Raw genomic sequence first — 24,257 nt, forward strand, 5'->3', positions numbered from 1 at the left:
GTCTGTAGCCGGACATTCGCACCCTTGCGTGAATCGCGCGGTCTGCTCCGTGCTCCGTGCCCCCGCTGCAGAGGTTGGTGAGAGGCGCCAGGGCGTTCTATCGGTGTTCTAGCCGTTCAAGGCTCTGCACGATGGGGCGCGCCTGCGTGGGATCCTCGGTGGGGAAGTCGGCTCGGTAGTGCGCTCCACGGCTCTCGGTGCGCTCGAGCATCGACGCCACCATCGCTTGTGCGAGGAGGAGCTGCGCCCTCATGCGGGCGTAGGAGGCATGCCACGACGCGTCGGCTGCATCATTCAGAGAGTTCGCGTCGTCGTGTACCGCGCGAGACGCTACGCGCTCCTGGAGCTCTTGGATGGTTGTAGCGGCCCTAGATAGCCCCTCGTGGGTGCGGACGACCATGCACGCGTCGCTCATGGCTTCCCGCAGCCTCGCGAGCGTGCTCGATGCCTCTGATGGGTCGAGCGCCGCCATCTCCCCGCGTTCCGCCCGGCTTGCCTTCCAGGCTGCCAATGCCTCGACGCCGCTTAAGACGTGGGCCGGCAGCCACCTTGGTGCGTCGCCGCCATACGCTGCGGCGGCGTGCCCGGCGCGCCGTCCAAAGACGAGGCCGTTGGCGCTCGAGAGGCCTCCGATTCGGTCGGCGCCATGCATTCCGCCCGTGACCTCCCCGCATGCAAACAGGCCGGGGATTCCTGTCGAGCCCGCCTCGTCGATGGCGATGCCGCCGTTGGAGGCATGTGCATACATGCCGATGCGCAGCTCGTCGGTAGGATGTATGCCTTGCTGCTCCTCAAGCCAGCTGGTAAAGGTCTGGACAAACTCCGGGACGTCTTCGCGGGGGAATTCGTATCTGAGCGGCAATCCCTCCGTCCCGGCCGCATCGACGGCGAGGTCGACGGCGCGAGATGCCAGGCGCGACGTGAAGGGTCCGTAGGGAGAGCGCGCCTCAAGCAGCTCACGTGGAATCTGTGGGGTGGTGCGGGCATAGCGGAACGACTTCTCGTTAAAGACGATGCCTCGCTTGGGAGATAGAAGGCCGGGCATCATCTGCATGAACTCGATGTTTATGAGCCGCGCGCCATGAAGGAGGGCGATCCCGTGCGCCGATGCCAACACGTCGCCTGAGGTGAGGCGACGAGAGAACAGGCCGCTCGTGCCGCCGGCTGCCAGGATCGTTGCCTCGGCATAGACCGTATGGAGGCCGTTGTGGGCGCGGTCATAGACGACGCCTCCGCCAATGGCGCCAGACGGCGTGTCGACGAGGTCGATCAGCTCGCAATGCTCGAGAACGCGAATGTCGAGCCGCTCGATCTCGCAACCAAAAGCCTCTTCCATGCTTTCACGCACCAAGCCGCGCCAGACGCGGTTTTTATGGTCGAAGCAGGGGATGAAGGCGGCCTCGTGTGCGCTCGCTTCGCTAGCAGGACGTCTGAGCGTGACGCCGAGCCTTTCGAGCCACGTGATGCCAAGAGGAATGTCATGGACGAAGGTCGTGACAAGCGACGGGCTGGCCATGCCGCAGCCCACCGTGCAGATGGTGCGGGCGAGGTCCTCCTCGTCTGATCCGTCGACGGGTGCGATAAGGCCCAGCCCCCAGGTCCCGGGGTAGAAACTAGAGCCCGAGAAGAGCTTGCCCGCGCTTACCAGGGTCACCGAAGCGCCCGAGCGCGCCGCCTCGATGGCCGCGCAGGCGCCGGCGATGCCGGCTCCGATTACAAGCACGCGAGGCGGATGGCTGCACTTCACAATGGGCTCCTCTCCGATACAGGGGGGCAATGCCCGCGCATCGGCCCTCTCGGGCGGTCGGCGTTTGCGAACGTAACTATACCGCGAACAGGGCGGGTAGATGAAAAGACCGCCGCCCAGACAAAACTGGACGGCGGTCTTAGGGGCGAATCTGCACGCCCCGGACGTCGCGTCATCGCGAACGGTTCGGGGTGCAGGCCTCCGCGTGTCGGATCTTAGCCGTTGAGGGCGGCGTTGACGGCGACGGCGCAAGCGACGGTCGCACCGACCATGGGGTTGTTGCCCATGCCGATGAGGCCCATCATGTCGACGTGCGCAGGCACGGAGGAGGAACCGGCGAACTGGGCGTCGGAGTGCATGCGGCCCATGGTGTCGGTCATGCCGTAGGAAGCGGGGCCGGCAGCCATGTTGTCCGGATGCAGGGTACGGCCGGTGCCGCCACCGGAGGCCACGGAGAAGTACTTCTTGCCGGCCTCGATGCGCTCCTTCTTGTAGGTGCCCGCAACGGGGTGCTGGAAGCGCGTGGGGTTGGTGGAGTTGCCGGTGATCGAGATGTCGACGTTCTCGTGCCACATGATGGCAACGCCCTCGCGGACGTCGTCGGCGCCGTAGCAGTTGACCTCGGCGCGAGGACCATCGGAGTAGGGGATGGTCTCGACGACCTTGAGCTCGCCCGTGTAGTAATCGAACTGGGTCTTCACATAGGTGAAGCCGTTGATGCGGGCAATGATCTGGGCGGCGTCCTTGCCAAGGCCGTTCAGGATGACGCGCAGCGGCTTCTTGCGGGCCTTGTTGGCGTTCATGGCGATGCCGATGGCGCCCTCAGCGGCGGCGAAGGACTCGTGGCCGGCCAGGAACGCGAAGCACTCGGTGTCATCGCCGAGCAGCATGGCGCCCAGGTTGCCGTGGCCAAGACCCACCTTGCGGTCCTCGGCGACGGAGCCGGGGACGGTGAAGGCCTGGATGCCCTCGCCGATCAGGGACGCGGCCTCAGAGGCGGTCTTGGCACCCTTCTTGATGGCGACGGCGCAGCCAAGGGTGTAGGCCCACTTGGCGTTCTCGAACGCGATGGACTGGACGTCCTCCACGATGGCGCGGGGGTTGACGCCCTTGTCCAGGCAGATCTGCTCGGCCTCCTCGAGGGAGGAGATGCCGTTCTCAGCGAGGCAGGCGTTGATCTTCTCAACGCGGCGCTCGTAACCTTCGAAGCTTACAGCCATTGTTCTTTCCCTCCCTTTCTGTTACTCGTGAACCGGGAACACGTTCTCGACGGTGTGGGTCTCTTCGTCGGTGCGCGGGTCGATGTACTTCGCCGCGGCCTCCCACTGGCCGTAGTGGCCCATGGCGCCGGCGACGGCCTCCTCGGGCGACTTGCCCTTCTTGAGGGCGTCGGTGAACTTGCCGAGGTTCAGGAACTCGAACGCGATGATCTCGTTCTTGTCGTTGAGCGCCATGCGGGTGACGTAGCCCTGGGCGAGCTCGAGGTAACGAGCGCCCTTGGCCTTGGTGCCGAACATGGTGCCGACCTGGGAGCGCAGGCCCTTGCCCAGGTCGTCGAGGGAGGCGCCGACGGGCAGGCCGCCCTCGGAGAACGCGGTCTGGCTGCGGCCGTAGACGATCTGCAGGAAGATCTCACGCATGGCCACGTTGATGGCGTCGCAGACGAGGTCGGTGTTCAGAGCCTCGAGAATGGTCTTGCCGGGAAGGATCTCGGAAGCCATGGCTGCGGAGTGGGTCATGCCCGAGCAGCCGAGGGTCTCCACGAGGCACTCCTCGATGATGCCATCCTTGACGTTAAGGGTGAGCTTGCAAGCGCCCTGCTGGGGAGCGCACCAACCCACGCCGTGCGTGAGGCCGGAGATGTCGGAAATCTCCTTGGCCTGGACCCACTTGCCCTCCTCGGGAATGGGTGCGGGGCCGTGGTATGCGCCCTTGGCAACGGGGCACATGTTCTCCACTTCTGCTGTGTACTGCATGCCTCTCCTCTCTTTCGACTTATATCGGCGAGCCATGGCGAGATGGCCCCCCGAGCCTGACATGCCCCTCTATTCTAGCGCGATAAAGCGCGCATCGATTCGGTGACTGGCGGCCAATTTTACGTCGACGGAAAATTGCTTTGCCGCCAAGGGGAGGGAAAGCGGGCAACGGGCGCCTCCGTGGCGGCGCGACGCATCTTTTCCTATGGTGTTGTCGCTTAGGCGCTAGCGCTTCTTGCTGCGTTTCTTGTCCGAAGGGGCTTTCGGGCGGTACTTGATGCCGGCGGGCCGCTCGAGCGAGCCCTGTCCGCCGCGCGCGATGCGCCAGACGTTGCGGTAGCGCCTTGTCCACCGGTGGTAGATGCTTTCGGTGGAGGTGGAGCGCATGCCCATGCACGGCGCCGCGATGAGGACCGGCAGGAGATACTCCACGCTGCGCCAGATTACCAGGCCTGCGGCAAGGTGCCAGCCGAACATGTTGCCGAACAGATAGGAGAAGCCCACCTCCGCGCCGCCCGCGCCGCCCGGAAGGGGTATCGCGTTCACCAGGAGCTCGACCATCGAGCCGGATGCGAGGCAGATGAGAAGGTCGGCCTCGAGGCCAAACGCGCGCAGCACGAAATAGGGCAGCGCATACATGCATGCCAGCTGCATCAGGGTGATGATCTCGACGACGATGAGGACGCGCCGGTGCTTTGCCGCCGAGCGGAACGCGCTTGAGAACGTGGTGACCTGGGTGTCCAAGACGTCTTGGAACCGCTCGTAGCGCTTGTCGTTCAGGATATGGAGCTTATGGCCGATGCACAGCACGATGCCGCCGACCTTCTGGATGGGCCGCGGCAGCGCGCAGAGCAGGAGCACGCCGCCTACCTGGACGAACTTGTAGGCAAACATGAAGATGCCGATAAAGATCACGTCGAGGCCCAAGATCCTGACGTCGGCGAAGGTTTCAAGGAAGTAGCCGCTGCAGAGCAGGAGCATGAGCGCGGCGAAGATGCCCTCGCCGGCCTCGTAAAGCGTGAAGCGGATGAACTGCAGGGCCGATGCGTCGGTGAGGGAGAGGCCTGCTCGCGTGAGACGATAGATCTGGGAGGGGATGACCCCTGCGCCTCCCGGCGTCATGCGCATGAAGAAGACGCCCGACGCCTCGACGCTCATGAGGTCGCGGAAGCCCACCGGCGAGTCATGGTCGGTCGAGGCGAGGACCGAATAGGCGAGCACGCCAAAGACGTAGTAGAACAAAAAGCAGCAGACGCCGGACACGATCCAGCCGACATCGACGCCCATGAGGGCGCGGAAGAAGTCGTCCACCTGGCCGCTGACGAAGAGATAGGCGACATAGGCGATCGCGATGAAGCCGAGGAGGAAGATCGTCGTGCGGACCTGCTTCATGGAGGAGCGGTCGGCGTTGCGGTCTCGCACGGTGGTTGCCGAGCCCACGTGAAGCTTCGGGGGAGCAGACTTGCGTGGTTTTGCGCTTGAGGTACGGGTGTCACGCTCGCTTTCTCGCGCCATGCTACTTCCTTTTCAAATCGGGTATCCTCGGGCAGTGTACCCCAATCTCGTGCGGGTTCCATAGACCGCAGGTGATATTCAACCCTTCAGCACGCCGCGCAGACTCCGGTCCTCCACGGATGGAGACGCGTGCTGGGTGGCACATGGACGCGGCGGATGGTCGATCTTACCCACCCCTGGGTAAGGATGTCGCAGAAGCGGCGGGAGATGGTCAATCATGGTGTACTCTGGGCAAATTGATTGCGGGTTGGAGGGGGACACTGGTCATTCTTGGTGTTGCCTGGGCACCACTTTAGTGAATTGGCTCAGCTTCGGTGGAAGCCATCTCAAGAAAGCTCGCGTAGAGAGATTCCCCGAGACGTGAGCGCCTCGAGTCGCTTGAGCAGCGCGTCGACGACCAGGGCGAGGGCCATGCAGCAGAGCGTTCCCGCCAAGATCTTGTCGACGTCGAGCGTACGGAGGCCCGAGAAGAGGATGAGTCCCAGCCCTCCCGCATTGATGGAGGCGGCGATGGTCGCGATGCCGATGGTCGAGATGGCAGCGAGGCGCACGCCGGCGATGATTGTGGGCAGCGCCAGCGGAAGCCTGACGCGTATCATGACCTGACGGGGACTCATCCCCAGGCCTTCAGCCGCCTCCAGGATGTCGGGGTCGACGCCGCGGATCCCCTCGAGCGCGTTGCGGACGAGCATGAACTGGCAGTAGACGACCATCACGATGACCGCCGAGGTAAAACCGAGGCCCGTGAGCGGTATGAGCAGGGCGAACAGCGCGAGGCTCGGAATGGAGTAGATCGCTCCCAGCACCTCGACCACCGCGTCGCCAAGTCGACGGGAGCGGAGGCAGACCATGGTGACGATCGCGGCGAGCGCGATTGCCAGCACGAGCGTCGCGCCCGTGAGCCAGAGATGCTCGAGCGTTGCCTCCAACAGGTCGTCGGCGTGGCGCGTGACGTAATCGATAAAGCCCGACATGCCGTCACATCCCGGATCGCTCGACGGCCCGGCCGCGTCCATCGACGGCGGCCTCCCCGGCGCGAACGGTTCCCTCTACCGCCTTGAGCAGCTCGCGAACGAACGGGGTCGCCGGATGCCTGAGCATCTCGGATGGGGTGGCGTATTGCTGCACCACGCCGCGGTCGAGAACGAGGATCTTTGTAGCGAGGCGCAGCGCCTCGGAGATGTCGTGGGTAACAAACACAAAGGTCTTGCCGCTGTCGCGGTGCAGGGCGAGAAGCTCGTCTTGAAGATTGGTGCGCGTGATGGCGTCCAGGGCGCCGAAGGGCTCGTCGAGCAGCATGAGCTTGGGCTCGGCGGCAAGGCCTCGTGCGAGGCCCACACGCTGCTGCTGGCCTCCGGAGAGCTGTTTGGGGTAGCGGTCGCGGAATTCGCCGGGCTCAAGGTGGACCAGATTCAGCAACTCGTCGACGCGCGCGTCGATGCGTGCGCGGTCCCAGCCCAGGATGCTCGGCACGCATGCGATGTTCTGCGCGACGGTCATGTGGGGGAACAGGCCGGTCTGCTGAATCACGTAGCCGATGCCGCGACGGAGCTCGACGGGGTCGACCTGCGAGATGTCGCGCCCATCGACGCGCACGACGCCCTCGTCGGGGTCGTGGAGACGGTTGATGAGCTTGATGAGGGTGGTCTTTCCGCCGCCCGAGGTGCCCAGCACGCACACGAGCTCCCCTGCGGCTATCGAGAGCGAGACATGGGAAATCGCCGCCTCGGCTGCGCCGGGAAAGCGTTTGCTGACATCGAGGAACTCGACGGCGGGCGTGGCATCGGTCTGAGTTGGCATGGCTGGCTCCTTGGCTATGCGATGCTCTCGAAGAACTCGCGAGCTACGTCCTCATAGTCCTCTTTATCGATGTCGACGCGAGCGTTGAGCCCGGTCAGGATCTCGGTGGTGAGCGCCTCGCTCACGCGATTGAGCGGCTCCTCGATGCCGGGAAGCTCCTGGAGCACCTCGCCGCGCACCACAGGGGCGACGTTGTAGGGAGGCCAGACGTGCTTGTCGTCCTCAAGGAGGGTGAACATGTCGTCGGAGAGCTGGGCCTCGGTGGTGTAGGCGGGCGTCACGTCCGCCTCGTCGTTGCGGAGGACCTCGTATTTCAGCCCCTCGTCGTACACTTCGTGCTCTGCCCAATCGAAGGGTCCGTAGGCGGCCTCGAGTGCCGGCAGGCTGTCTTCGCGCTCGTCGAACTGGCCCTGGCTGGCGAAGCGGAGCTCGCTGGCGTGCTCCTGCAGGTCCGAGATGGTCTTGATGCCGAGCTTCTCGGCGACGTCGGTGCGGATGGCGAGGCTCTGTCCGTCTGCCGCCTCTGACTTCTCGAGCCAGACGAGGTCGAATTGGTCAGCGTATTCGCTCTTGACCGTCTCATACACCTCGTCAGGGTCGGTTAGGGGGTCCATCTGCAAGATGTTGATGAGGCCCGTTCCGGTGTACTCGGGATACAGGTCGATGTCGCCGTTGACGAGCGCGGTGTGAATGAGCGATCCGGAAATCTCAAACGACCGGTCTACGGAGAAGCCGGCGTCCTCAAGGGCGAGGGCATAGATCTCGGAGAGGATGACGCCTTCGGTGAAGGCCTTGGACCCCACGGTGACGGCCCCCTTCGAGCTGCCGGAGGTTCCGTTGCAGCCGGTGAGGGCGGCCACGCCGGCGATGCCGAGGGCGGCTCCGGCGGAGGCGAGGGCCGCCCTGCGAGAGATGGCCGGCGTCTTGAGTCGATGGTTCATGGTGTGCCTCGATTCTCTACGAGGGGACAGTGCGTTTGGTCTTTCGGCGGAGCGCCTGCTAGGCGAGGTGAAGGCGTCGCCTGACAAGGTTGTCCGCGGCGGCGAGCAGGCGGCTGGTGAGAAGCGAGAGCGCCGCGACCGACAGGCCTCCTATCCAGAGGAGGTCGTTGCGCATGGCGCCGATGCCGGTGTAGATGAGCACGCCGAGCCCGCCGGCTCCGATGTAGGCGGCAAGCGATGCCGACGCGATGACTTCGATGGAGGCGGTCCGTATGCCGGAGAACGCGACCGGAAAGGCGAGCGGCACCTGAATGCGCCAGAACATCTGAGTGGGGCTCATCCCTAAGCCGCGCGCCGCCTCGATCATCTCCGAGGGAACGTTGCGGAAGGCAACGGCGGTGTTGATGAGGATGGGCGGGATCGCAAGCACGGTGAGCGCCACGACTGCGGGGAGCGTGCCCACCCCGAGATACGGCACGCATATGATGAGCACCGCAAGGCTGGGAACGATGCGGAGCACCCCTGCGATGCCGGTGGCAAGCCGGTCGGCAAGGGCGCTGCGGGAGCAGAGAATGCCTGCCGGAACAGCCACGAGCACAGCGATCGCGAGGGCGAGCGCGCTTACCTGGAGATGCTCGGCTACCATCTGAAGCCATTCGGCTCCGTCGGACGCGAAGTAGTCAAGAATGGATTGCATGGGCGTCAATGTGCGCGCTCTTAGGCGTCGAGCATTCCGTCGAGCGTGCGCCAGGCGAGCTCGGCGCACTTCACGCGCGCGGGCATGTGGGAGATGTCCTTGAGCTGCGCGGCCTCGTCGAGGTCCTCGTAGTCTTCCTCGGAGAGCTCCTCGCCGCGAATCATCGACAGGAAGAGGCCTGAGAGGCGTCGAGCCTCCTCGACGGTCTCACCGGTGATGAGGTCGGCCATGATGTCGGCGGACGCCTGGCTGATGGCGCATCCGTGGCCGGTGAAGCTCGCTTCCTCGATCACTCCGTTCTCCACGCGCAGCTGCAGGGTGAGCTCATCGCCGCAGCTGGGGTTGATGCCGTCGTGCGTATGGGTGGGGGAGTCCATCTCGTATTTGTAGTCGGGATGCGAGTTGTGCTCCATGAACGTGGTCGAGGTGTAGATGTTGCCCATGCATGGCTCCTATCTGAGAAATGGGATGAAACGAACCCGTCCCCAACGATCCACGTTAGGCGTGGAACGTGGACCAGACGGACTGCAGGCCATCGATAAAGGCGTCGACGTCGGCGCGGTCGTTGTAGAAGGCGAGGCTCGCGCGGCAGCATGCGAGGTTTTCGCATTCGAGCCATGCGAGCAGGGGCTGCGCGCAATGGTGCCCGGCGCGGATGCATACGTTGTGCATATCGAGGATGCTCGCGACGTCGTGCGGATGGATGCCGCGCACGTTGAAGCTGATCACCCCGTGGTGGCGGTCCCAATAGATGGAGCCGAGGATGTCGATCCAGGGGAGCTCGACAAGGCGCGACATCGCGTAATGCACGAGGGCGGCCTCGCGGGACCGGATCGCCTCGTAGCCAACCTGGTTGGCGAGGTAGTCGAGGGCGACGCCGGTGGCGTAGATGCCGGCGGCGTCTTGGGTGCCCGCTTCGAACTTTTCGGGGACCGGCGCCCATACGGCGCCCGACTCGGTCACAGAGTCGATCATCTCGCCGCCCGTGAGGAACGGGTCGGCCGCCTCAAGAAGTTCGAGCTTGCCCCAGAGCACGCCGACGCCCATGGGTCCCAGCGCCTTGTGGGCGGAGAACGCCAAGAAGTCGGCGCCGAGCTCGCGCACGTCGACTGGCATGTGCGGCACGGACTGCGCCGCGTCGACGACCATGTAGCCCCCTTGGGCGTGGACGGCGCGGGCGAGCTTCTCGACCGGAACGCGGACGCCTAGCACATTGGAGACCTGCGTGGCCGCGACGATCTTGGTTTTCGGACCGATCTTCGCGGCAATCTCCTCGTCCGTGAGCTCGCCGGTCTTGGTGGGACGCAGGTAGACGAGCGTGGCGCCGGCGGCACGGCATGCCTGCTGCCACGGAATGAGGTTGGAGTGGTGCTCCATGATCGTGATGGCGACCTCGTCACCAGGCTCGAGGACGGTCGGCGCGAAGGAGCGCGCAACCAGGTTGAGCGATTCGCTCGTGTTGCGCGTAAAGACGACCTCGTCGGCGCGCGGGGCGCCCTTCTCGTCGACCGCGCCTATGAGGGCGGCGATCTGACGGCGGACCGAAGAGATCGCTTCGGTCGCCTCGATGGAGAGCGAATAAAGGCCGCGCAGGGGATTTGCGTTCATGGTCTCGTAGAAGCGCTTCTGCGCATCGAGCACGCATGCCGGGCGCTGCGCGGTGGCGGCGCTGTCGAGAAACGCGATGCCGGGATGCTCGCTGAACAGCGGGAAGCTCGCCTTGTAGGGGTTGGCGTCTATGTCTACGCGGGGCCAGGCACGGGACGCGGCGTCGGAGGCGTCGAAGAAGCCGGGGGCGGGCGCCGTGCAGGTGTCGCAGGAGACGTGTTCTGTGTCGATCATGCGAGGTCCTCCTCAAAATCCGCGAAGAGCTTGCTGCCAAGGCGGCAAACGTTGTCACGGATGATGTCGTCGGGTGCTGAGATGAAGGCGTCTTCGAGCTTGGCGCGCATGAAGAGGCCCTCGGCAGCCTCGGGCGAGACGCCGCGGCTCTCAAGGTAGAAAAGCTGGTCGGGGCGGACGTGCCCGATCGTGGCCCCGTGGTTGCCCGCCACGTCGTCTTCGTCGCACAGGATGGTGGGGACGGTCTTGTTGTCCACGCCCTGGCTCGCCAGGAGCACGGTTTCGCGCTCGGTTCCCTCGGAGCCCTTGCATCCGTGAACGAGGTCGATGGTTCCGCGCAGCACCTTCTTGGAGGTGCCTGCGAGCACGCCGTTCGCCATGATCTCGGAGATGGTCTTGCGGCCGCGATGGCGAACCACGTAGTTAAAGTCGCGCACGTCTGCGCCTGCAGCGAGATAGCGGGTGTCGATGTCGATGCGGGCGGTGTCTCCGCGCAGGTCTGCGGCGAGGCCCGTCGCGGTCATCCCCCCGCCCAGAACCACGTGGCGCACGGTCACGCGCGCGCCCTCGTCAAGGACGAAGCCGGAGTCGTCGATGACGGTGAAGCCGTCGTCCGCCGTGACGTACACGGTGATGTTCACATGTGAGCGGGGGCCGGCAAACACGCGAAGCTCCGAGCCGATGAGGCCCGACGACCCGTCGCGCGCGTCCTCGCCGTCTGAGACGCCATCGAGCGAGATGGCGAGGTCAAGCGTGGCGTTCTCTTGAGCGATCGCGTCGACGCTCGCCGAGGCGGCCTCTCCCGACACGCCCTTCAGGTGGATCGACGCGCGCTCCGAGGCGCCCTGCTTGGCTGCAAGCACCACCGTGGAGCCGGCGAGGAAGTTGAGATAGGAGCGCGTGTCGGTCCCGACGCCGGTCTCGAAGGCGGCGGCAACGTCTGCGGCCACCTCTTCGATCGTCGCCTTCCGCTGATAGCTCGAAAGAGCCGGAATGTCGAGGTCGCCAAGGCCCGCATCGCCGCCGTCCTGAGCGCCGCTCCGAGCGCCTGCCACGCAGGCGCGAGAATCCGGGGCGCCGTCATGCGAGGCGTCGAGGCGCTCCTGAAGCGCGACGACCGCGTCCTCGAAGCTGGCGGAGGTGGAGGTGAGCTCTTCGCCGGCGTCGATATCCAGCATGCCTCCCGGGACGAGACCCGCGGGAATGGAGATGGTCGTGTCGTTCATCCTGAGCCAGCTCCAGGTGGGGGCGGGCATGGCGCTGGCATGTCGTATCTTGAGAGCGTCCATCTAACCGATCGCCCCTTCCATCTCAAGCTTGATAAGGTTGTTCATCTCAACGGCATACTCCAGCGGCAGCTCCTTGGAGACGGGGTTCGCGAACCCGTTCACGATCATGGTGCGCGCCTCCTCTTCGGAGATGCCGCGGCTCATGAGATAGAACACCTTGTCGTCGCCGATGCGTCCGATGGTCGCCTCATGGCCGATGTCGACGTTTTTGGCTCGGATGTCCATGGCGGGGATGGTGTCCGAGCGGGACTGGTCGTCGAGCATGAGCGACTGGCACGAGACGGTCGCCTGCGAGCCCTCGGCATCGGGGGTGGCGACGATGGAGCTGCGGAACGTCTGGATGCCGCCGCCTTTAGAAATGCCCTTGGTCTCGACCGTGGCCGAGGTCTCGGGAGCCGCGAGCACCACCTTGGTGCCGGTGTCGAGGTTCTGCCCGGCGCCGGCGAAGGTGATGCCGGTAAACGAGCTCTTTGCGCGCCTGCCTGACAGCACGCTCATGGGGTAGAGGTAGCCCACGTGGCTGCCGAAGGAGCCCGAGACCCACTCGATCTCGCCCTCCTCGTCCACGCGCGCACGCTTGGTGTTGAGGTTGTACATGTTCTTCGACCAGTTCTCGATGGTCGAATAGCGCAGGTGCGCGCGCTTTCCCACGAAGAGCTCGACCGCTCCCGCATGAAGGTTTGCCACGTTGTATTTGGGTGCCGAGCAGCCTTCGATGAAATGCAGGTCTGCATCGTCTTCCACGATGATGAGGGTGTGCTCGAATTGGCCGGCACCCTTTGCGTTGAGGCGGAAGTAGCTCTGGAGCGGGAACTCAAGCTTGGTCCCTGCCGGCACGTACACAAACGAGCCGCCCGACCACACGGCTCCGTGCAGGGCGGCGAACTTGTGGTCCGTGGGCGGAATCAGGGTCATGAACTTGCTCTTGATGAGGGCCTCCCAGCGAGGCTCGTGGAGCGCCTCCTCGATGCCGGAGTAGACGATGCCCATCTTGGCCGCCGTGTCCTGCATGTTGTGGTACACGAGTTCCGAGTCGTACTGGGCGCCGACGCCGGCGAGATAGCTGCGCTCCGCCTCGGGGATGCCCAGGCGCTCGAAGGTGTTCTTGATGTCGTCGGGCACCTCGTCCCAAGTCGCCTGCTGGTCGGTGTTGGGCTTCACGTACGTGACGATGTTGTCCATGTCGAGCCCCTCGATGCCGGGGCCCCACGTGGGATTGCTCATGCTGTGATAGATCTCGAGAGACTTCAGGCGGAAGTCGAGCATCCATTGGGGCTCGTCTTTGCGGCGGGAGATCTCGGTGACGATCTCGGGGGTGAGGCCGGCGTCGAGCCGCTCGAAGCCCTCTTCGGAATCTTTGAAGTCATAGAGGCTGCGGTCGATATCCGCGACCTCGGTGCGCTGCTTTGCCATGTCGCCCCCTTAGCAGGACTCGGACACGGTGCCGGAGGTCTCGCCGGCCGCCGCCTGCTCGAAGCTCTCGAAGCCGTTCTCGTCGATCCAAGGGATAAGCTCGGCGTTGTCGTGGCGCACCATGTGCCCCCCGACCATGACGTGCACGCGGTCCACATCGAGATGCTCGAGGATGCGGGTGTTGTGCGTGATGATGATGAGGGTCCCGTCGCAGCTCTTGCGATACAGGTCGATGCCGCGCGAGACGACGCCGAGCGCGTCGACGTCGAGACCGGAGTCGGTCTCGTCGAGAATGGCGAGCTTGGGCTTGAGGAGCAGCAGCTGGAGCATCTCGACCTTTTTCTTCTCGCCGCCGGAGAAGCCGACGCCCAGCTCGCGGTTGAGGTAGGCGGGGTCCATGTCGAGCGCGGCGCAAAGCTCTTTCATGCGGCGGCGAAACTCCTTGCCGCGCATCTCGAGGCCGGGGCGCCCGGCGATGGTGGCGCGCAGGAAGCTCGAGAGCGGCACGCCCGGAATTTCGACGGGAGCCTGGAACGAGAGGAAGAGGCCGGCGCGGGAGCGCTTGTCGGGGGAGAGGTCGGTGATGTCCTCGCCGTCAAAGGTGATGGTGCCTTCGGTCTGGGTGTAGACGGGGTCGCCCATGATGAGGTGGCCCAACGTCGACTTGCCGGCGCCGTTGGGGCCCATCAGCACATGCGTCTCGCCGGCGGCAACGTCGAGGTCGATGTCGTGAAGGATGGACTTCTCGTCCACCGAGGCGCAAAGGCCGCGAATGGAGAGAAGGGGAGAGGTGCTGGTCATGTCGTGCCTTCCTGAACGGTTGGGTCCTCATCATGCGCGGCGGCGCTCGCTGTCGTGTGACGAGGTTCTTAAACCCTATGATTTCTCTCGGATTAAGGATAAGATGATGTGGATTTCAGTCAAGGGCTAACCTGCTCAATCTACGAGAAATGCTACTTGATACGCGTTGTTTTCGGCCGCTCTTGCGGGACACGGCGAAGCGGCGAGACGGAGGGCTCGTATGCTCATATCTTCAAAAGGGCGCTATGCATTGCGCCTGATGATTTACATCGCCGCCTTCGGCGGACCCCATGGCAGGGTCTCCCTTCGCGAGGTCGCCGACGGCGAGGACATCTCGCTGAAGTACCTTGAGCAGCTCGTGCGTCCGCTCATGCAGGCGGGGCTGCTGCGCAGCGTGCGTGGCAAGGGCGGAGGCTATGCCCTCGCACGTCCCGCTGAGGAGATTCGCGCTGGAGACATCTTGAGGGTGGCCGAGGGGACGACGGCGCCGGTCGCCTGCGAGGGCCTCGACGGCGCCTGCGCGCGCGCCGGCCTATGTTCGACGGTGAAGTTCTGGACGGGCCTCGAGTCCGTGATCGAGAGCTATGTCGACGGGGTCACGCTCGCAGAACTCGCACGCGTGCCCGAGATCGACCTCGACGTCGACCTGTCTCACATGGAAGGCGTCTAGATATGCCGGGTCTCTCCGTTGCTTGCCCCCGTTTTTGCCACGCTTCCCGAATAATGCGAATGCCCGTGCCGCAATGATGATATAACGGCATCGACCTGCTCGGATGAGGCGTTGGTTTATGTGGGGGAGGGTCATCATGAAACGAAATGCGAGTCGGCGCCATGCGGGGGGCACGGGCGCGTCGGCGGTGCGGAAGCTCTGCGCCGCAATCGTCGCGGGCGCGCTTGCGGGCTGTCTGTCCGTTCCTGTCGCGGCATTTGCTGACGAGGCGACCGTCGGCAGGGCCGATGGTCCTATTCAGCTGATCACCGAGAACCCCTCTTTTGGGATGGCCGCCCCGACGGTCCCCGAAGGGGCGGCGTTCGAGGCGGGATCGAACGCCTCGGGCGTTCAGGCGCTTGGAATCGAAGACGACACGGTCGCCATTGGGGTGGGCGGCGTCTACCACCAGACTTCGGCGCGACAGATGCTCGGCTTGGTCAACAGCGCGCGGGCATCACGCGGTGCGTCCCCTCTCGTCTGGGATGAGAATCTCGAATACCTTGCCATGGTCCGCGCCGCGGAGATTTCGGTGAGCTTTAGCCACACGCGTCCAAACGGGCTTACCTGCTTCAGCATCGCCGATGAATACGATGTCTCTGTGGGGTGGAGCATGGGTGAGAACATCCTGATGGGCGCGTCCACGCCCGAGCTCGCCAATCAGCTGTGGACAAACTCTCCGGGCCACTATTCAAATATGGTGAACACGTCGTTCTCGAGCGTCGGCGTCGCGGCGTTTGAATGTGGCGGGAGCTGGTACTGGGTCGAATTCTTTGGAGCTACCAGGGGAACCTCTGTGGGGGATGCCCTGGACGGGCCAGCGACGACGGTGTTCGACGTGCTCCCCCAGTATTTGGGTGCCGTGTTTAGCGACTTTAATGCCGGCGATTGGTATATGACCAACTCGAACAATCGCCGTGATTTGGTGTACACGCTGAACAACGGCATCATGTCGGGCTATGCAGACCGCCCTCTGTTTGGCTTTTATGACAACATCACGCGCGCCGATGTGGCGGTGATTCTGTATCGCATGGCGGGGGAACCCCAGGCAGATGCCCCAGACTTTGAAGACGTCGACTACGGTTGGTATTATGGGCGAGCCATCGAGTGGGCGCGGTCGACAGGGGTGATAACCGGCTATCGGGATGCCGACGGCGCATATCGTCGCTTTGGCCCAAACGATCCCGTGACGCGCGAACAGCTCGTGGTCATGCTCGCCAATTTCGCCGAGAAGATCGCCGGGCAAGACGTCGGTCGAAGCGAGGCGGCCGCCTCAGGCATCAGCGGATGGGCTCAGGTGTCGTCGTGGGCTCGAGAGGGCATGGCGTGGGCGGTGGACGAGGGAATCCTCGGCGGCGTTTCAACCAGCCACGGTCCCGAGCTGCAGCCGCAAGGCAACGCCACCCGCGCCCAAGTCGCCATCATGGCGGCACGGCTTCATCGCGACGTCTTGGGGTGGTAGCGGGCGGTCATCAGACGCGGCTCGCAATGGCGTTGTTTTTATGTCGGGCGCAGGTTTGTGGACGACCTGCGCCCGACAGGGGTTTCGCAACGTCGCGCACTCAGTCATACTGGGTTCTGTTCTAACCGGGTAATGCCACGACAACGTGCCTTAATCGAACTATTCCCGCTTGCCGGGCGGCACGCCAAGGAGGACTTCATGCGTCATGCTCATCGCGCCGTACTTGCCGGTTTCGCACTGGTGCTTTCGCTAGGGGCGGCTCCCCAAGCGGTTTTTGCCGCAGAGGCGGCGGGCGCCGCCTCGATCGTTGAACAGGCAGACAGGCTCCCCGCTCCGGCCGATTACGACAAGGCGGATTTCTACGAGGGCGCATCGGAGGACGGCATCTCCCTGCTTTCTTCATCGCTTCAGCCGGTGTACCTTTCGGACGAGATGAAGTACTTCACCAAATACGAGAGCAACAAGAACTACGACCAGGGATTTTCTCGCGGTGACGGCTACAACGCGCTCGGCTACTATCAGTTCGACCGCCGCTATTCGCTCGTCGGCTTCATAACCGATGTCTACAATTACAACCCGACGAAGTATGGCATGTTCGCGGCTGTCATCGCACGCGCCTCGGAGCTCTCAGACGGCTCCGTCTCGCTCTATGATTCCGAGACGGGAAGGCTCACCGAAGTCGGCCAGCTTGCCGAAGATGCCTGGCATGCGGCCTACGCCGCCGATTCGAGCGAGTTTGCGGCCCTGCAGGATGCCTGGGCATACAACAACTACTATGCAGTGACCGAGCGGTGGCTTGCAAGCGAGTCTGGCGGGGGCATTGTGATGACGGGCCGAGCCGATTGCGTCAAGGGCCTCGTGTGGAGCATGACCAACCTGTTTGGAACCGGCGGCGTCCGCTATTTCTTGGGATTGGCCGAGCTTTCAAACAGCATGACGGATCGCCAGATGGTCAACGCGCTGGTGGACGCCTTGGTGGAAAACATCGCCGAGCGCTATCCCAACCAGACGCAATATCACAAGGGCTGGATCTCGCGGTATCAACGCGAGCGGGAAGACTGCCTTGCATACATCGCTGAGGACGAGGCGGGCCAGGGAGGCTCCGAGGCGCCTGCGCCTCCTTCCGAGCCCGACACCCCATCCGAGCCTGAGGCGCCGGGGAACTCCGGGGGAATCGAGACCCTGAGCGCTTTTGCTGATTACGATGCGACCGCCTGGTACGCGGTCAATCCGGATGACCTTGTCTACACCGTATCGCATGGGTTCATGTCCGGCTACGCCGATGGTTCAGGCGAATTCGGGTTTGAGCGGTCCATCACCCGCGGGCAGGTGGCCGTCATCCTCTGGCGCATGGCAGGCGAGCCTTCGGCCAACGCTCGTGACTTTGCCGACGTCGACTACGGCGAATTCTATGGCGATGCAATCGAGTGGGCGCGATACACCGGCGTGATCAGCGGGTTCTCGAGTGCCAACGGGCCGCTGAACATCTTTGGTCCCGAGCTCACCATTACCCGCCAGGAGCTTGCCATCATGCTTGCGAACTATGCGTCGAAGATCGGCAGGGTGGACACTTCGACCGATCTGTCGGCAGCTATGTCGATGAGCGGCTGGAACGAGGTCGGCTCATGGGCCCAGGCGGCCATGGGCTGGGCTGTTGATAAGGGCGTCATTACGGGTTCCGTCGTGAACGGAGTCGCCCGTCTCAACCCCACGGGCACGGCGACGCGGGCGCAGGCCGGCGTTATGATTGCCCGACTGTATCGCGACATATTGAGCTGACCGCAGCCGCGCACCCGCGGCTGCTCGGCGCGAGGCGCCACACCAAAAGGCAGAGCGCGATGGCTGCCAAGATCGCTGCCGCCAGCAGCGGAGAGCTGAGCGTCATATATCCGAGCGGAGCCAGCAGGGCAAAGAGCTGGGGCGAGAGGCTATAGAGACTTTTGAGCCACGAGGCCCAGTCCGGTTGCGGGAGCTCCCCGTGCTCGCTCGTCCAAATATTCATTTCGCCAATGACGTTGCCGACAACATATTCAGGGCCAATGACTATTGCGGCGAGCACCCATTTGAACATCCACGTTGCGAGAAAGCCTGTGCCAAACGCGATGGTGATGCATGCAATGGTAGACAGGTGCCATCGGATGGTGCTGTCCTGTCTCCGGCAAGCGATGGTTCCGCAGAACACCACCATTGCGAGAACGGCTGCCGGAATGGTAAGGAAGTCAAGGAAACAATAGACGGCACCGCCGCCGAGAGCAATCAGGCTGAGAAGTCGCCGGGTTGAATAGGGCTCATCCTGTCGTTTGAGGTGTCCAACTGTAACAAGCAGCGCGCTGGTAAAGATGCCCGCAGAAAGCGATATGCCCAAGGTGAGGTCGGTCATGAACGTGATGCCGAGTCCGGTGGGGATGAAGGCCGCGGCAGAGAACGTGATTGCCGCCGGCAGGCCCACCGATGCGCTCAATGCGACGGTGAGCCAGATGATGGAGACTGCAAGCAGCGTCAGCACAATCGCCTGGATCGCTCCTATGCCTCCGGCGAGAAGTCCAAGGTCGCATAGCATCTGCCATCCATGCCAGTACCGAAAATAATCGAAGGGGACGTCGACGCCCTCGGGGCTGCGGTCGGCAATCGAGGCGCGTACCGAGGTCGTGAGGGGATCGTCCCAAGATCGTTGCTGGGCCACCTCGATGATGAAGCGGTTGTTGTCGTAGCACACCGGGATTGTTGCGATGGATGTGTCATAGCGGTAGATGTTGGTGAGCATCGGGGAAGCCCAAGACGTCTCCGCTCGCTCTTGAAGGGCAGTCTTGGGGAGCATGTTCGCACCGACATTGCTGGCGACGAAGCAGAGCTGGAGCAGCACGAGGCAGGCGATAGATGCAAGCAGAAACGTCCCTCGGCCCATGCCTTGCTTGCCTTGCACCGTCATACGATCATCCCCCCAGCTCGGTCGGCATCACACCCTATGGTATATCATGACCCCCTCAAGGGGAGGTTGCTCTTTTGCATGCGGCGGCTGCTGCTGGGTGCGTTCGACCAGCGTGAGCCGAAAGTATTCTTTTGTGATGCGAAAAGATAGTTATTTCTCTTTGAATTTGTGGGGAATAGTTGATATGGAGGGCGATTTTGGTGGGAGGATCAATTCCCCAGTCTGTCCTCTCTGTCAGATGCGTTCGTATTGCGATGTTCGGCGTTTTGAATAGCAACCTCCTGGACCAGAGCGATCAGCTTTGTTCTCAGCGTGGATAGCTCGGATTGGATGGCGAATTCGCGGATGAGCAGGAGCGCGATGATGACGAGAAAGACGAAGTTCGACGGCGACTGCACGCCAAGAAAGTCTGCGAAGAAGAAGGCAATCTGGGGAAAGACGGCAAGAACCACGAATCCGAGGCTCATGAAAAGCCAGAAGATCGAATCACCCGCAGTGATCTGAGCTTTCTTGATCTTGCGAACGACGAACGCCAATACCACCAGGGCGCATATGATGAGGAAGATACGAAGTGTGGCAGACATGATATGCTCCTAGTTTTTGAACCACATGGCAAACAGAATGGATACGCAGGCGTTTGCCATGTAGGAGACCGATTTGGATAGGGTGAGGTAGCTTTCTCCTGCCATGCGCTCACGCATCTCTACCTGGCATTCTCCAACTGTGGCGTTCTTCTTCTTGATGAGGAACGCGAGCGTATCGGGTTCTGGCGCGAGGTCTGTTCTCGTGGCGAACTGTTCTATCATGCGCCGATTGTACAGGCGCATGCCCGAGGTGGGGTCCTTGATGGTTACCCCACAAGTGAGTCGGATGATAAATGAGATGAGGTTCGAACCGGCCATGCGCAAAGAATGAGGCTTGGATTTGGTGACGAATCTCGATCCAATGACAATGTCGGAACCTGTCGACCGTTGAAACTCAACAAGATCAGCGAGGTGTTCGGGGCGATGCTGTCCGTCCGCATCGAATTGGATGACGTTGTCATAGCCATGGCGCCAGGCGTACTTCATCCCTGTCTGAAACCCTCCCGTGAGGCCCAAGTTCACCGGCTGGTCGATGAGGGCGTATCCATGCTCGCGGCAAAGCGCGGCGGTGCGATCGCGCGATCCGTCATTCACGATGACATAGTCAAATTCGGGTGCCCGTGCTCGAAGCTCTTCGATCGTGGAGACGATGGACTCCTCTTCGTTGTAGGCGGGCACAATGACCAATGTTGACACGACTGCGGTCTCCTCATCGCGGAATATGACACATCGTATGCCATCATACGCGCTCGTGTGCGCCGTGGTCTAGGCTGCGCGGAAAACCAATGATTCCATGGGGATTGAAGCCGCCCCTCGCGCCGGGGGATGCGAACCTCTAGCATTACGTGGCTGGTGCAGGTGGTCTGGCCGCGCGGCAGACAGATGGCGGACGGAGGCTGTTGTGTCGAACGACACCCTTTCGATTCAGAAAAACATGTTGTGGAATACCGTGGGATCGCTGGTGTTCCTGGGGTGTCAGTGGCTTACGACCATCTTGGTGGTGCGGCTTTCCAGCGGGTATGACGCGGCGGGGTCGCTGGCGGTCGCCATGGCGGTCTCGAACATCTTTGCGCCCATCGCCCTGTATAAAGTGCGTTCTTTTCAAGTTTCGGATATCGAGGGTGAGTTTTCCAGCGGCGAATATATCGCCTTTCGCGTGGTGAGCATCGCGGCCGCCCTGGTGATATCCATTCCCTATATGCTTCTCACCTGTGCTCCCGCCGACTACGCGGTGGTCATCGCCTATCTGTTGTTCCGCGTGGGCGAGGTGTTCATCGATGTGCTGCACGGTGTCGACCAGCGTTCGCTGCGCATGGATTACTGCGGCAAATCGATGGCGCTCAGGGGCGTGCTGTTCTTAGTGGCGTTTGCGGTCGCGCTCGCGGCGACGAACAGTTTGCTCGTCGCCGTGATCGCCATGGCGCTGTGCACCTATCCCGTCGTGCTGCTCGACTGGCGTTGGGCGGCGCAGTTCGAATCGCTGACGCCGCAGGTGAACGTGGCGCATATGGCGTCGCTCGCCAAACAGTGTTTTCCTGCCGTGGTGGGCATGGTGTGCAGCTATGCCGTCACCACGCTGGCGCGTCAGTACCTTGGCATGGTGCAGGGCAACGAGATGTTGGGCATCTACGCGTCGGTGTGCACGCCGGTGCTCATTATTCAGGCTGGCGCGAGCTACATGTACGCTCCGCTGCTGGGGCCTTTTGCGCGCGCGTTCACCGAGGGCAACTTCTCGCGATTCACCTCGCTGTTGGGCCGGGTCTGCCTGGGTATTGTGGGCATCAGCGTGGTGGGCACGGTCGGCTTCTTCTTTTTGGGCGAACCGTTCCTCTCGCTGGTGTTTGGCCCCGAGATCGTGCCGTACACCTATCTGCTCTATGCCGCGCTCGTGTGCACATCGTTCACGGCATTCATTTCATTTTTGAATGACCTCATGATTGTCATGCGCGAGATGCGGGGCAACATGGTGGGCAACGTGTGCGCCCTCGCCGCGACGGTGCCGTTTACCATGGTTGCCGTGGCATGGTGGGGGATGAACGGCGTGAGCATTGCTATCTCTGCTGCGTACGCCGTGGGCATCGCCATCATGCTGGTCGTCGTGGCGCGCCGGCTGCGAACCCAGCGGCGTGTCTCAGAGGCGTCCCCTCGCTGAGTGCGTGACGTGCCGCATGGCGCAGCGACACGATGTCGCCTGTGGCTTGTCTGCCTGCTCCGGTGTTGGGGAAGGGCGTCAGAATGTCTATAATGGCGGCAGGCATCTGACAAGGGGGATCGTATGAGACGGCTTTCTGCTGCGCTGCTGCTTGTGCTCACGTTGGGGCTTGGCGTGTCGCCCGCGTCGCTGTGGGCGGACGATATGGCACACGCCAACGGGGCGGCAACGGGGGAGTCCTTGTCGGCCTCGACGCAGCTTGGTGCTGCGGGCGATGCGTTGGCAGTGGAGGACTCGACCGCAGACGTTGCTGCGCCGAGTGATGACACAGCGGCAGACGGTGAGCATCTGACGCCTGTCGAGCAGCCTGACGCGACCCCTGCGCCCGACGCAGGTGCGGCCGCGCAAACGGTCGAGGTGCTGGACTACACCGGCATCGAGCTGTCTGAAGAGCGCATTGTGCTGGGCCAGACCGTCGTCGTCACCCCGCAGGTGAGCGGGATGGACGAAGCAGGCCTTCGCTTCAACTATGTTTGGAACTACGAAGGGGCTTGGAAGGAGTGGTCGTCGACCGTCAAGGAGACCGGTTCGCAAACGGCCGATGCCACCTGGAAGTTCACACCTTCGCGGGTTGGCCGCTACGAGATCTATATCGATGTTGTGCAGCCCGACGGCACGACACTCACCAAGACCACGACGTTGACCGTAATGCAAAACTGGGCGGTCGACGATCTTGTGGTGACCGTGGGCGATGACGCCTACGAGGCGGCAATTCCGCTTGGCGAGTCGGTGAACCTGACGTGTGCCATGGCGGACGGCAGCGTCCTGCAGGGCCTCACCTATAACTTTGGCTGGCGTTTTGGTGACGGTTGGAACGAATGGGACTCGATCATGAAGTCCGGCGCCGCCTCATCAACAAACGTATGGACGTTCACGCCGGCCAAGGCGGGGACCTATCACCTGTTTGCCGACGTCATGGGACCGGACGGATCGAAGGAGACGGTCGAGAAGACCGTGGTGGTCGGCCTCGCTTACGCAGCGACCGGCGTGGAGCTCTCTGCGGAAAGCATCGAGTTCGGCTCATCGGTCGTGGTGTCTCCCGTGCTGCCCGCCTCGCTCGATGGGCTCACATTCAACTACGTGTGGTGCTTGAACGGCGGCTGGGACGTGTGGTCCTCGACGGTGAAGGAGGAGGGCGAAGAGACCTCCGAGAGCACGTGGACGTTCACCCCGTCGCAGCGCGGCACGTATGTGCTGTACGTCGACGTGGTGGGATCCGATGGCACGCGTCAGACGCTCAGCACAAATCTCAACGTGAACAACGGTTGGGATTTCTCGGGCGTCTCGCTCGACAAGCCGTCGCCACAAACGGTGCGCACACCCATTACCGTGCGTCCGAATGTCACTGGCGAGCGTTGCGACGTGCTTGAGTTCAACTACGTCTGGGTGCGTGACAACTGGGCGGAATGGTCGTCGACGGTGAAGGAGACGGGCGCCCGTACCACGGAGACGTCGTTCACCTTCACACCGACGAAGAGCGGCGCGTATACGTTCTATATCGACGTGGTGGACACGCGGACGGGCGAGACGATCACCAAGCAGGCCACCCTTCAGGTGAATGCGCGCTGGACGCTCAAGGGTCTCGACCTGTCCTATGCGAGCCCCATGCGCCCGTACGCCCAGGTCACCATGAGGCCGATTCTCGAGGGCGACACCTCCGGCTTGACGTTCAACTATGTGTGGCAGGGCGACAACTGGTACGTGTGGGATTCCGACCTCAAGAACGGCGGCTACACCACGGCCGCCTCAAAGACGGTGACTATCGGCAACGGTGGCATCTACAGCTTCTATGTCGACGTGGTCGACCAGTACGGCGAGAAGCAGACCGCACAGGTGCTGAACATCCGCGCCCGCTATGCCGCCGATATCATCAACCGTATTGAGGGGAGCCTGGCGTCGCAGTCGCCCTATAACGGCTCGAAGTTCGAAAACGCCCTCATGGCTGCGGGCGGCACCTTGTGCAACAATCGCCGCGGCTGGTGGTGCGCCACGTACCTGTGGTGGGGCTTCCAGCAGAACAACGCGCTCGATCTGTGGGGCACGAGCGGCATGCAGGCCGATCCCGAATGGCTGGCGAATGAGTTTCGCGCTTTGGGCCGGTTCCACAATGGAACGTCGGGCGTGCAGCGTGGCGACGTCTTGTTCTCCTATTGGGCACCGTGGCGAGCAGGACAGTGGATCACCCATGCCTCCTATGTGACAAACGTCACCGCCTCCACCGTGACGGTGCTTGAGGGCAACATGGGCTACAGCAGCGTGTGGCACACCTACTTGCTGTGGGATTCCCATTTCCGCGGCTATGCGCGTCCGGCTTACTAAGGGCGGGTGACGTGATGAGCG

The 24,257-nt window shown here is 63.0% G+C and carries 21 protein-coding genes; 5 read left to right on the forward strand and 16 right to left on the reverse strand.

Annotation, left to right across the window (positions count from 1 at the left end):
* Positions 1 to 97: 97 nt before the first annotated feature.
* The 13 genes from H6A15_RS00070 to sufC form a co-directional block, all read right to left on the reverse strand.
* Complete coding sequence (locus H6A15_RS00070; RefSeq protein ID WP_204671039.1) at positions 98 to 1,723, reverse strand: FAD-dependent oxidoreductase; 1,626 nt, start codon at positions 1,721 to 1,723, stop codon at positions 98 to 100.
* Between the two features lie 239 nt (positions 1,724 to 1,962).
* Complete coding sequence (locus tag H6A15_RS00075; RefSeq protein ID WP_204671041.1) at positions 1,963 to 2,967, reverse strand: GGGtGRT protein; 1,005 nt, start codon at positions 2,965 to 2,967, stop codon at positions 1,963 to 1,965.
* 21 nt (positions 2,968 to 2,988) lie between these two features.
* Complete coding sequence (locus H6A15_RS00080) at positions 2,989 to 3,723, reverse strand: iron-sulfur cluster assembly scaffold protein (RefSeq protein WP_204671043.1); 735 nt, start codon at positions 3,721 to 3,723, stop codon at positions 2,989 to 2,991.
* A 225-nt stretch (positions 3,724 to 3,948) separates the two neighbouring features.
* On the reverse strand, positions 3,949 to 5,238 hold the full coding sequence (locus H6A15_RS00085) for a lysylphosphatidylglycerol synthase transmembrane domain-containing protein (RefSeq protein WP_204671045.1): 1,290 nt from the start codon (positions 5,236 to 5,238) through the stop codon (positions 3,949 to 3,951).
* Between the two features lie 326 nt (positions 5,239 to 5,564).
* Positions 5,565 to 6,254 carry an ABC transporter permease gene (locus tag H6A15_RS00090; protein ID WP_239462220.1) on the reverse strand — a complete coding sequence of 230 codons (690 nt, stop codon included), beginning with the start codon at positions 6,252 to 6,254 and terminating at the stop codon, positions 5,565 to 5,567.
* A complete protein-coding gene (locus H6A15_RS00095; RefSeq protein WP_204671054.1) occupies positions 6,217 to 7,038 on the reverse strand; it encodes an ABC transporter ATP-binding protein in 822 nt (273 codons plus the stop codon). Before H6A15_RS00095 ends, H6A15_RS00090 begins: the two co-directional genes overlap by 38 nt.
* 14 nt (positions 7,039 to 7,052) lie before the next feature.
* Complete coding sequence (locus H6A15_RS00100) at positions 7,053 to 7,979, reverse strand: glycine betaine ABC transporter substrate-binding protein (RefSeq protein WP_204671056.1); 927 nt, start codon at positions 7,977 to 7,979, stop codon at positions 7,053 to 7,055.
* Positions 7,980 to 8,037: 58 nt separating this feature from the next.
* Positions 8,038 to 8,676 (reverse strand): ABC transporter permease, encoded by a 639-nt coding sequence (locus tag H6A15_RS00105; protein WP_204671058.1) that lies wholly within the window; start codon positions 8,674 to 8,676, stop codon positions 8,038 to 8,040.
* 20 nt (positions 8,677 to 8,696) lie between these two features.
* Entirely contained in the window at positions 8,697 to 9,119 is a 423-nt protein-coding gene (gene sufU, locus H6A15_RS00110) for a Fe-S cluster assembly sulfur transfer protein SufU (RefSeq protein ID WP_204671060.1), read from the reverse strand.
* A 55-nt stretch (positions 9,120 to 9,174) separates the two neighbouring features.
* Complete coding sequence (locus H6A15_RS00115) at positions 9,175 to 10,518, reverse strand: aminotransferase class V-fold PLP-dependent enzyme (protein ID WP_204671062.1); 1,344 nt, start codon at positions 10,516 to 10,518, stop codon at positions 9,175 to 9,177.
* Complete coding sequence (locus tag H6A15_RS00120) at positions 10,515 to 11,807, reverse strand: SufB/SufD family protein (protein ID WP_204671064.1); 1,293 nt, start codon at positions 11,805 to 11,807, stop codon at positions 10,515 to 10,517. Before H6A15_RS00120 ends, H6A15_RS00115 begins: the two co-directional genes overlap by 4 nt.
* The gene (sufB, locus tag H6A15_RS00125; RefSeq protein WP_204671066.1) at positions 11,808 to 13,220 is read right to left on the reverse strand and encodes a Fe-S cluster assembly protein SufB; all 1,413 of its coding nucleotides are present in this window, start codon (positions 13,218 to 13,220) and stop codon (positions 11,808 to 11,810) included. It abuts the gene before it with no gap.
* Between the two features lie 9 nt (positions 13,221 to 13,229).
* Entirely contained in the window at positions 13,230 to 14,021 is a 792-nt protein-coding gene (gene sufC, locus H6A15_RS00130) for a Fe-S cluster assembly ATPase SufC (protein WP_204671068.1), read from the reverse strand.
* Between the two features lie 220 nt (positions 14,022 to 14,241).
* On the opposite strand from sufC, the gene H6A15_RS00135 reads away from it, so the two are divergent.
* The 3 genes from H6A15_RS00135 (at position 14,242) to H6A15_RS00145 (ending at position 17,971) form a co-directional block, all read left to right on the forward strand.
* The gene (locus H6A15_RS00135; RefSeq protein ID WP_204671070.1) at positions 14,242 to 14,691 is read left to right on the forward strand and encodes an RrF2 family transcriptional regulator; all 450 of its coding nucleotides are present in this window, start codon (positions 14,242 to 14,244) and stop codon (positions 14,689 to 14,691) included.
* Between the two features lie 136 nt (positions 14,692 to 14,827).
* The gene (locus H6A15_RS00140; protein ID WP_204671072.1) at positions 14,828 to 16,192 is read left to right on the forward strand and encodes a CAP domain-containing protein; all 1,365 of its coding nucleotides are present in this window, start codon (positions 14,828 to 14,830) and stop codon (positions 16,190 to 16,192) included.
* A 198-nt stretch (positions 16,193 to 16,390) separates the two neighbouring features.
* Positions 16,391 to 17,971, forward strand: coding sequence for an S-layer homology domain-containing protein (locus H6A15_RS00145; protein ID WP_204671074.1), 1,581 nt, complete (start codon positions 16,391 to 16,393; stop codon positions 17,969 to 17,971).
* Here H6A15_RS00145 and H6A15_RS00150 read toward each other — a convergent pair.
* The 3 genes from H6A15_RS00150 to H6A15_RS00160 form a co-directional block, all read right to left on the reverse strand.
* The gene (locus tag H6A15_RS00150) at positions 17,934 to 19,121 is read right to left on the reverse strand and encodes a hypothetical protein (RefSeq protein ID WP_204671076.1); all 1,188 of its coding nucleotides are present in this window, start codon (positions 19,119 to 19,121) and stop codon (positions 17,934 to 17,936) included. The two genes, H6A15_RS00145 and H6A15_RS00150, sit on opposite strands and share 38 nt — an antisense overlap.
* Positions 19,122 to 19,330: 209 nt before the next feature.
* Entirely contained in the window at positions 19,331 to 19,705 is a 375-nt protein-coding gene (locus H6A15_RS00155) for a DUF2304 domain-containing protein (protein ID WP_204671078.1), read from the reverse strand.
* 9 nt (positions 19,706 to 19,714) lie between these two features.
* A complete protein-coding gene (locus H6A15_RS00160; RefSeq protein WP_204671080.1) occupies positions 19,715 to 20,401 on the reverse strand; it encodes a glycosyltransferase in 687 nt (228 codons plus the stop codon).
* Between the two features lie 205 nt (positions 20,402 to 20,606).
* On the opposite strand from H6A15_RS00160, the gene H6A15_RS10620 reads away from it, so the two are divergent.
* Entirely contained in the window at positions 20,607 to 21,857 is a 1,251-nt protein-coding gene (locus H6A15_RS10620) for a polysaccharide biosynthesis C-terminal domain-containing protein (RefSeq protein WP_204671082.1), read from the forward strand.
* A gap of 123 nt (positions 21,858 to 21,980) precedes the next feature.
* On the forward strand, positions 21,981 to 24,236 hold the full coding sequence (locus H6A15_RS00170) for a CHAP domain-containing protein (RefSeq protein ID WP_204671084.1): 2,256 nt from the start codon (positions 21,981 to 21,983) through the stop codon (positions 24,234 to 24,236).
* The last annotated feature ends 21 nt before the right edge of the window (positions 24,237 to 24,257 follow it).

This window comes from Enorma phocaeensis, assembly GCF_016901575.1.
GTDB lineage: Bacteria > Actinomycetota > Coriobacteriia > Coriobacteriales > Coriobacteriaceae > Limicola > Limicola phocaeensis_A.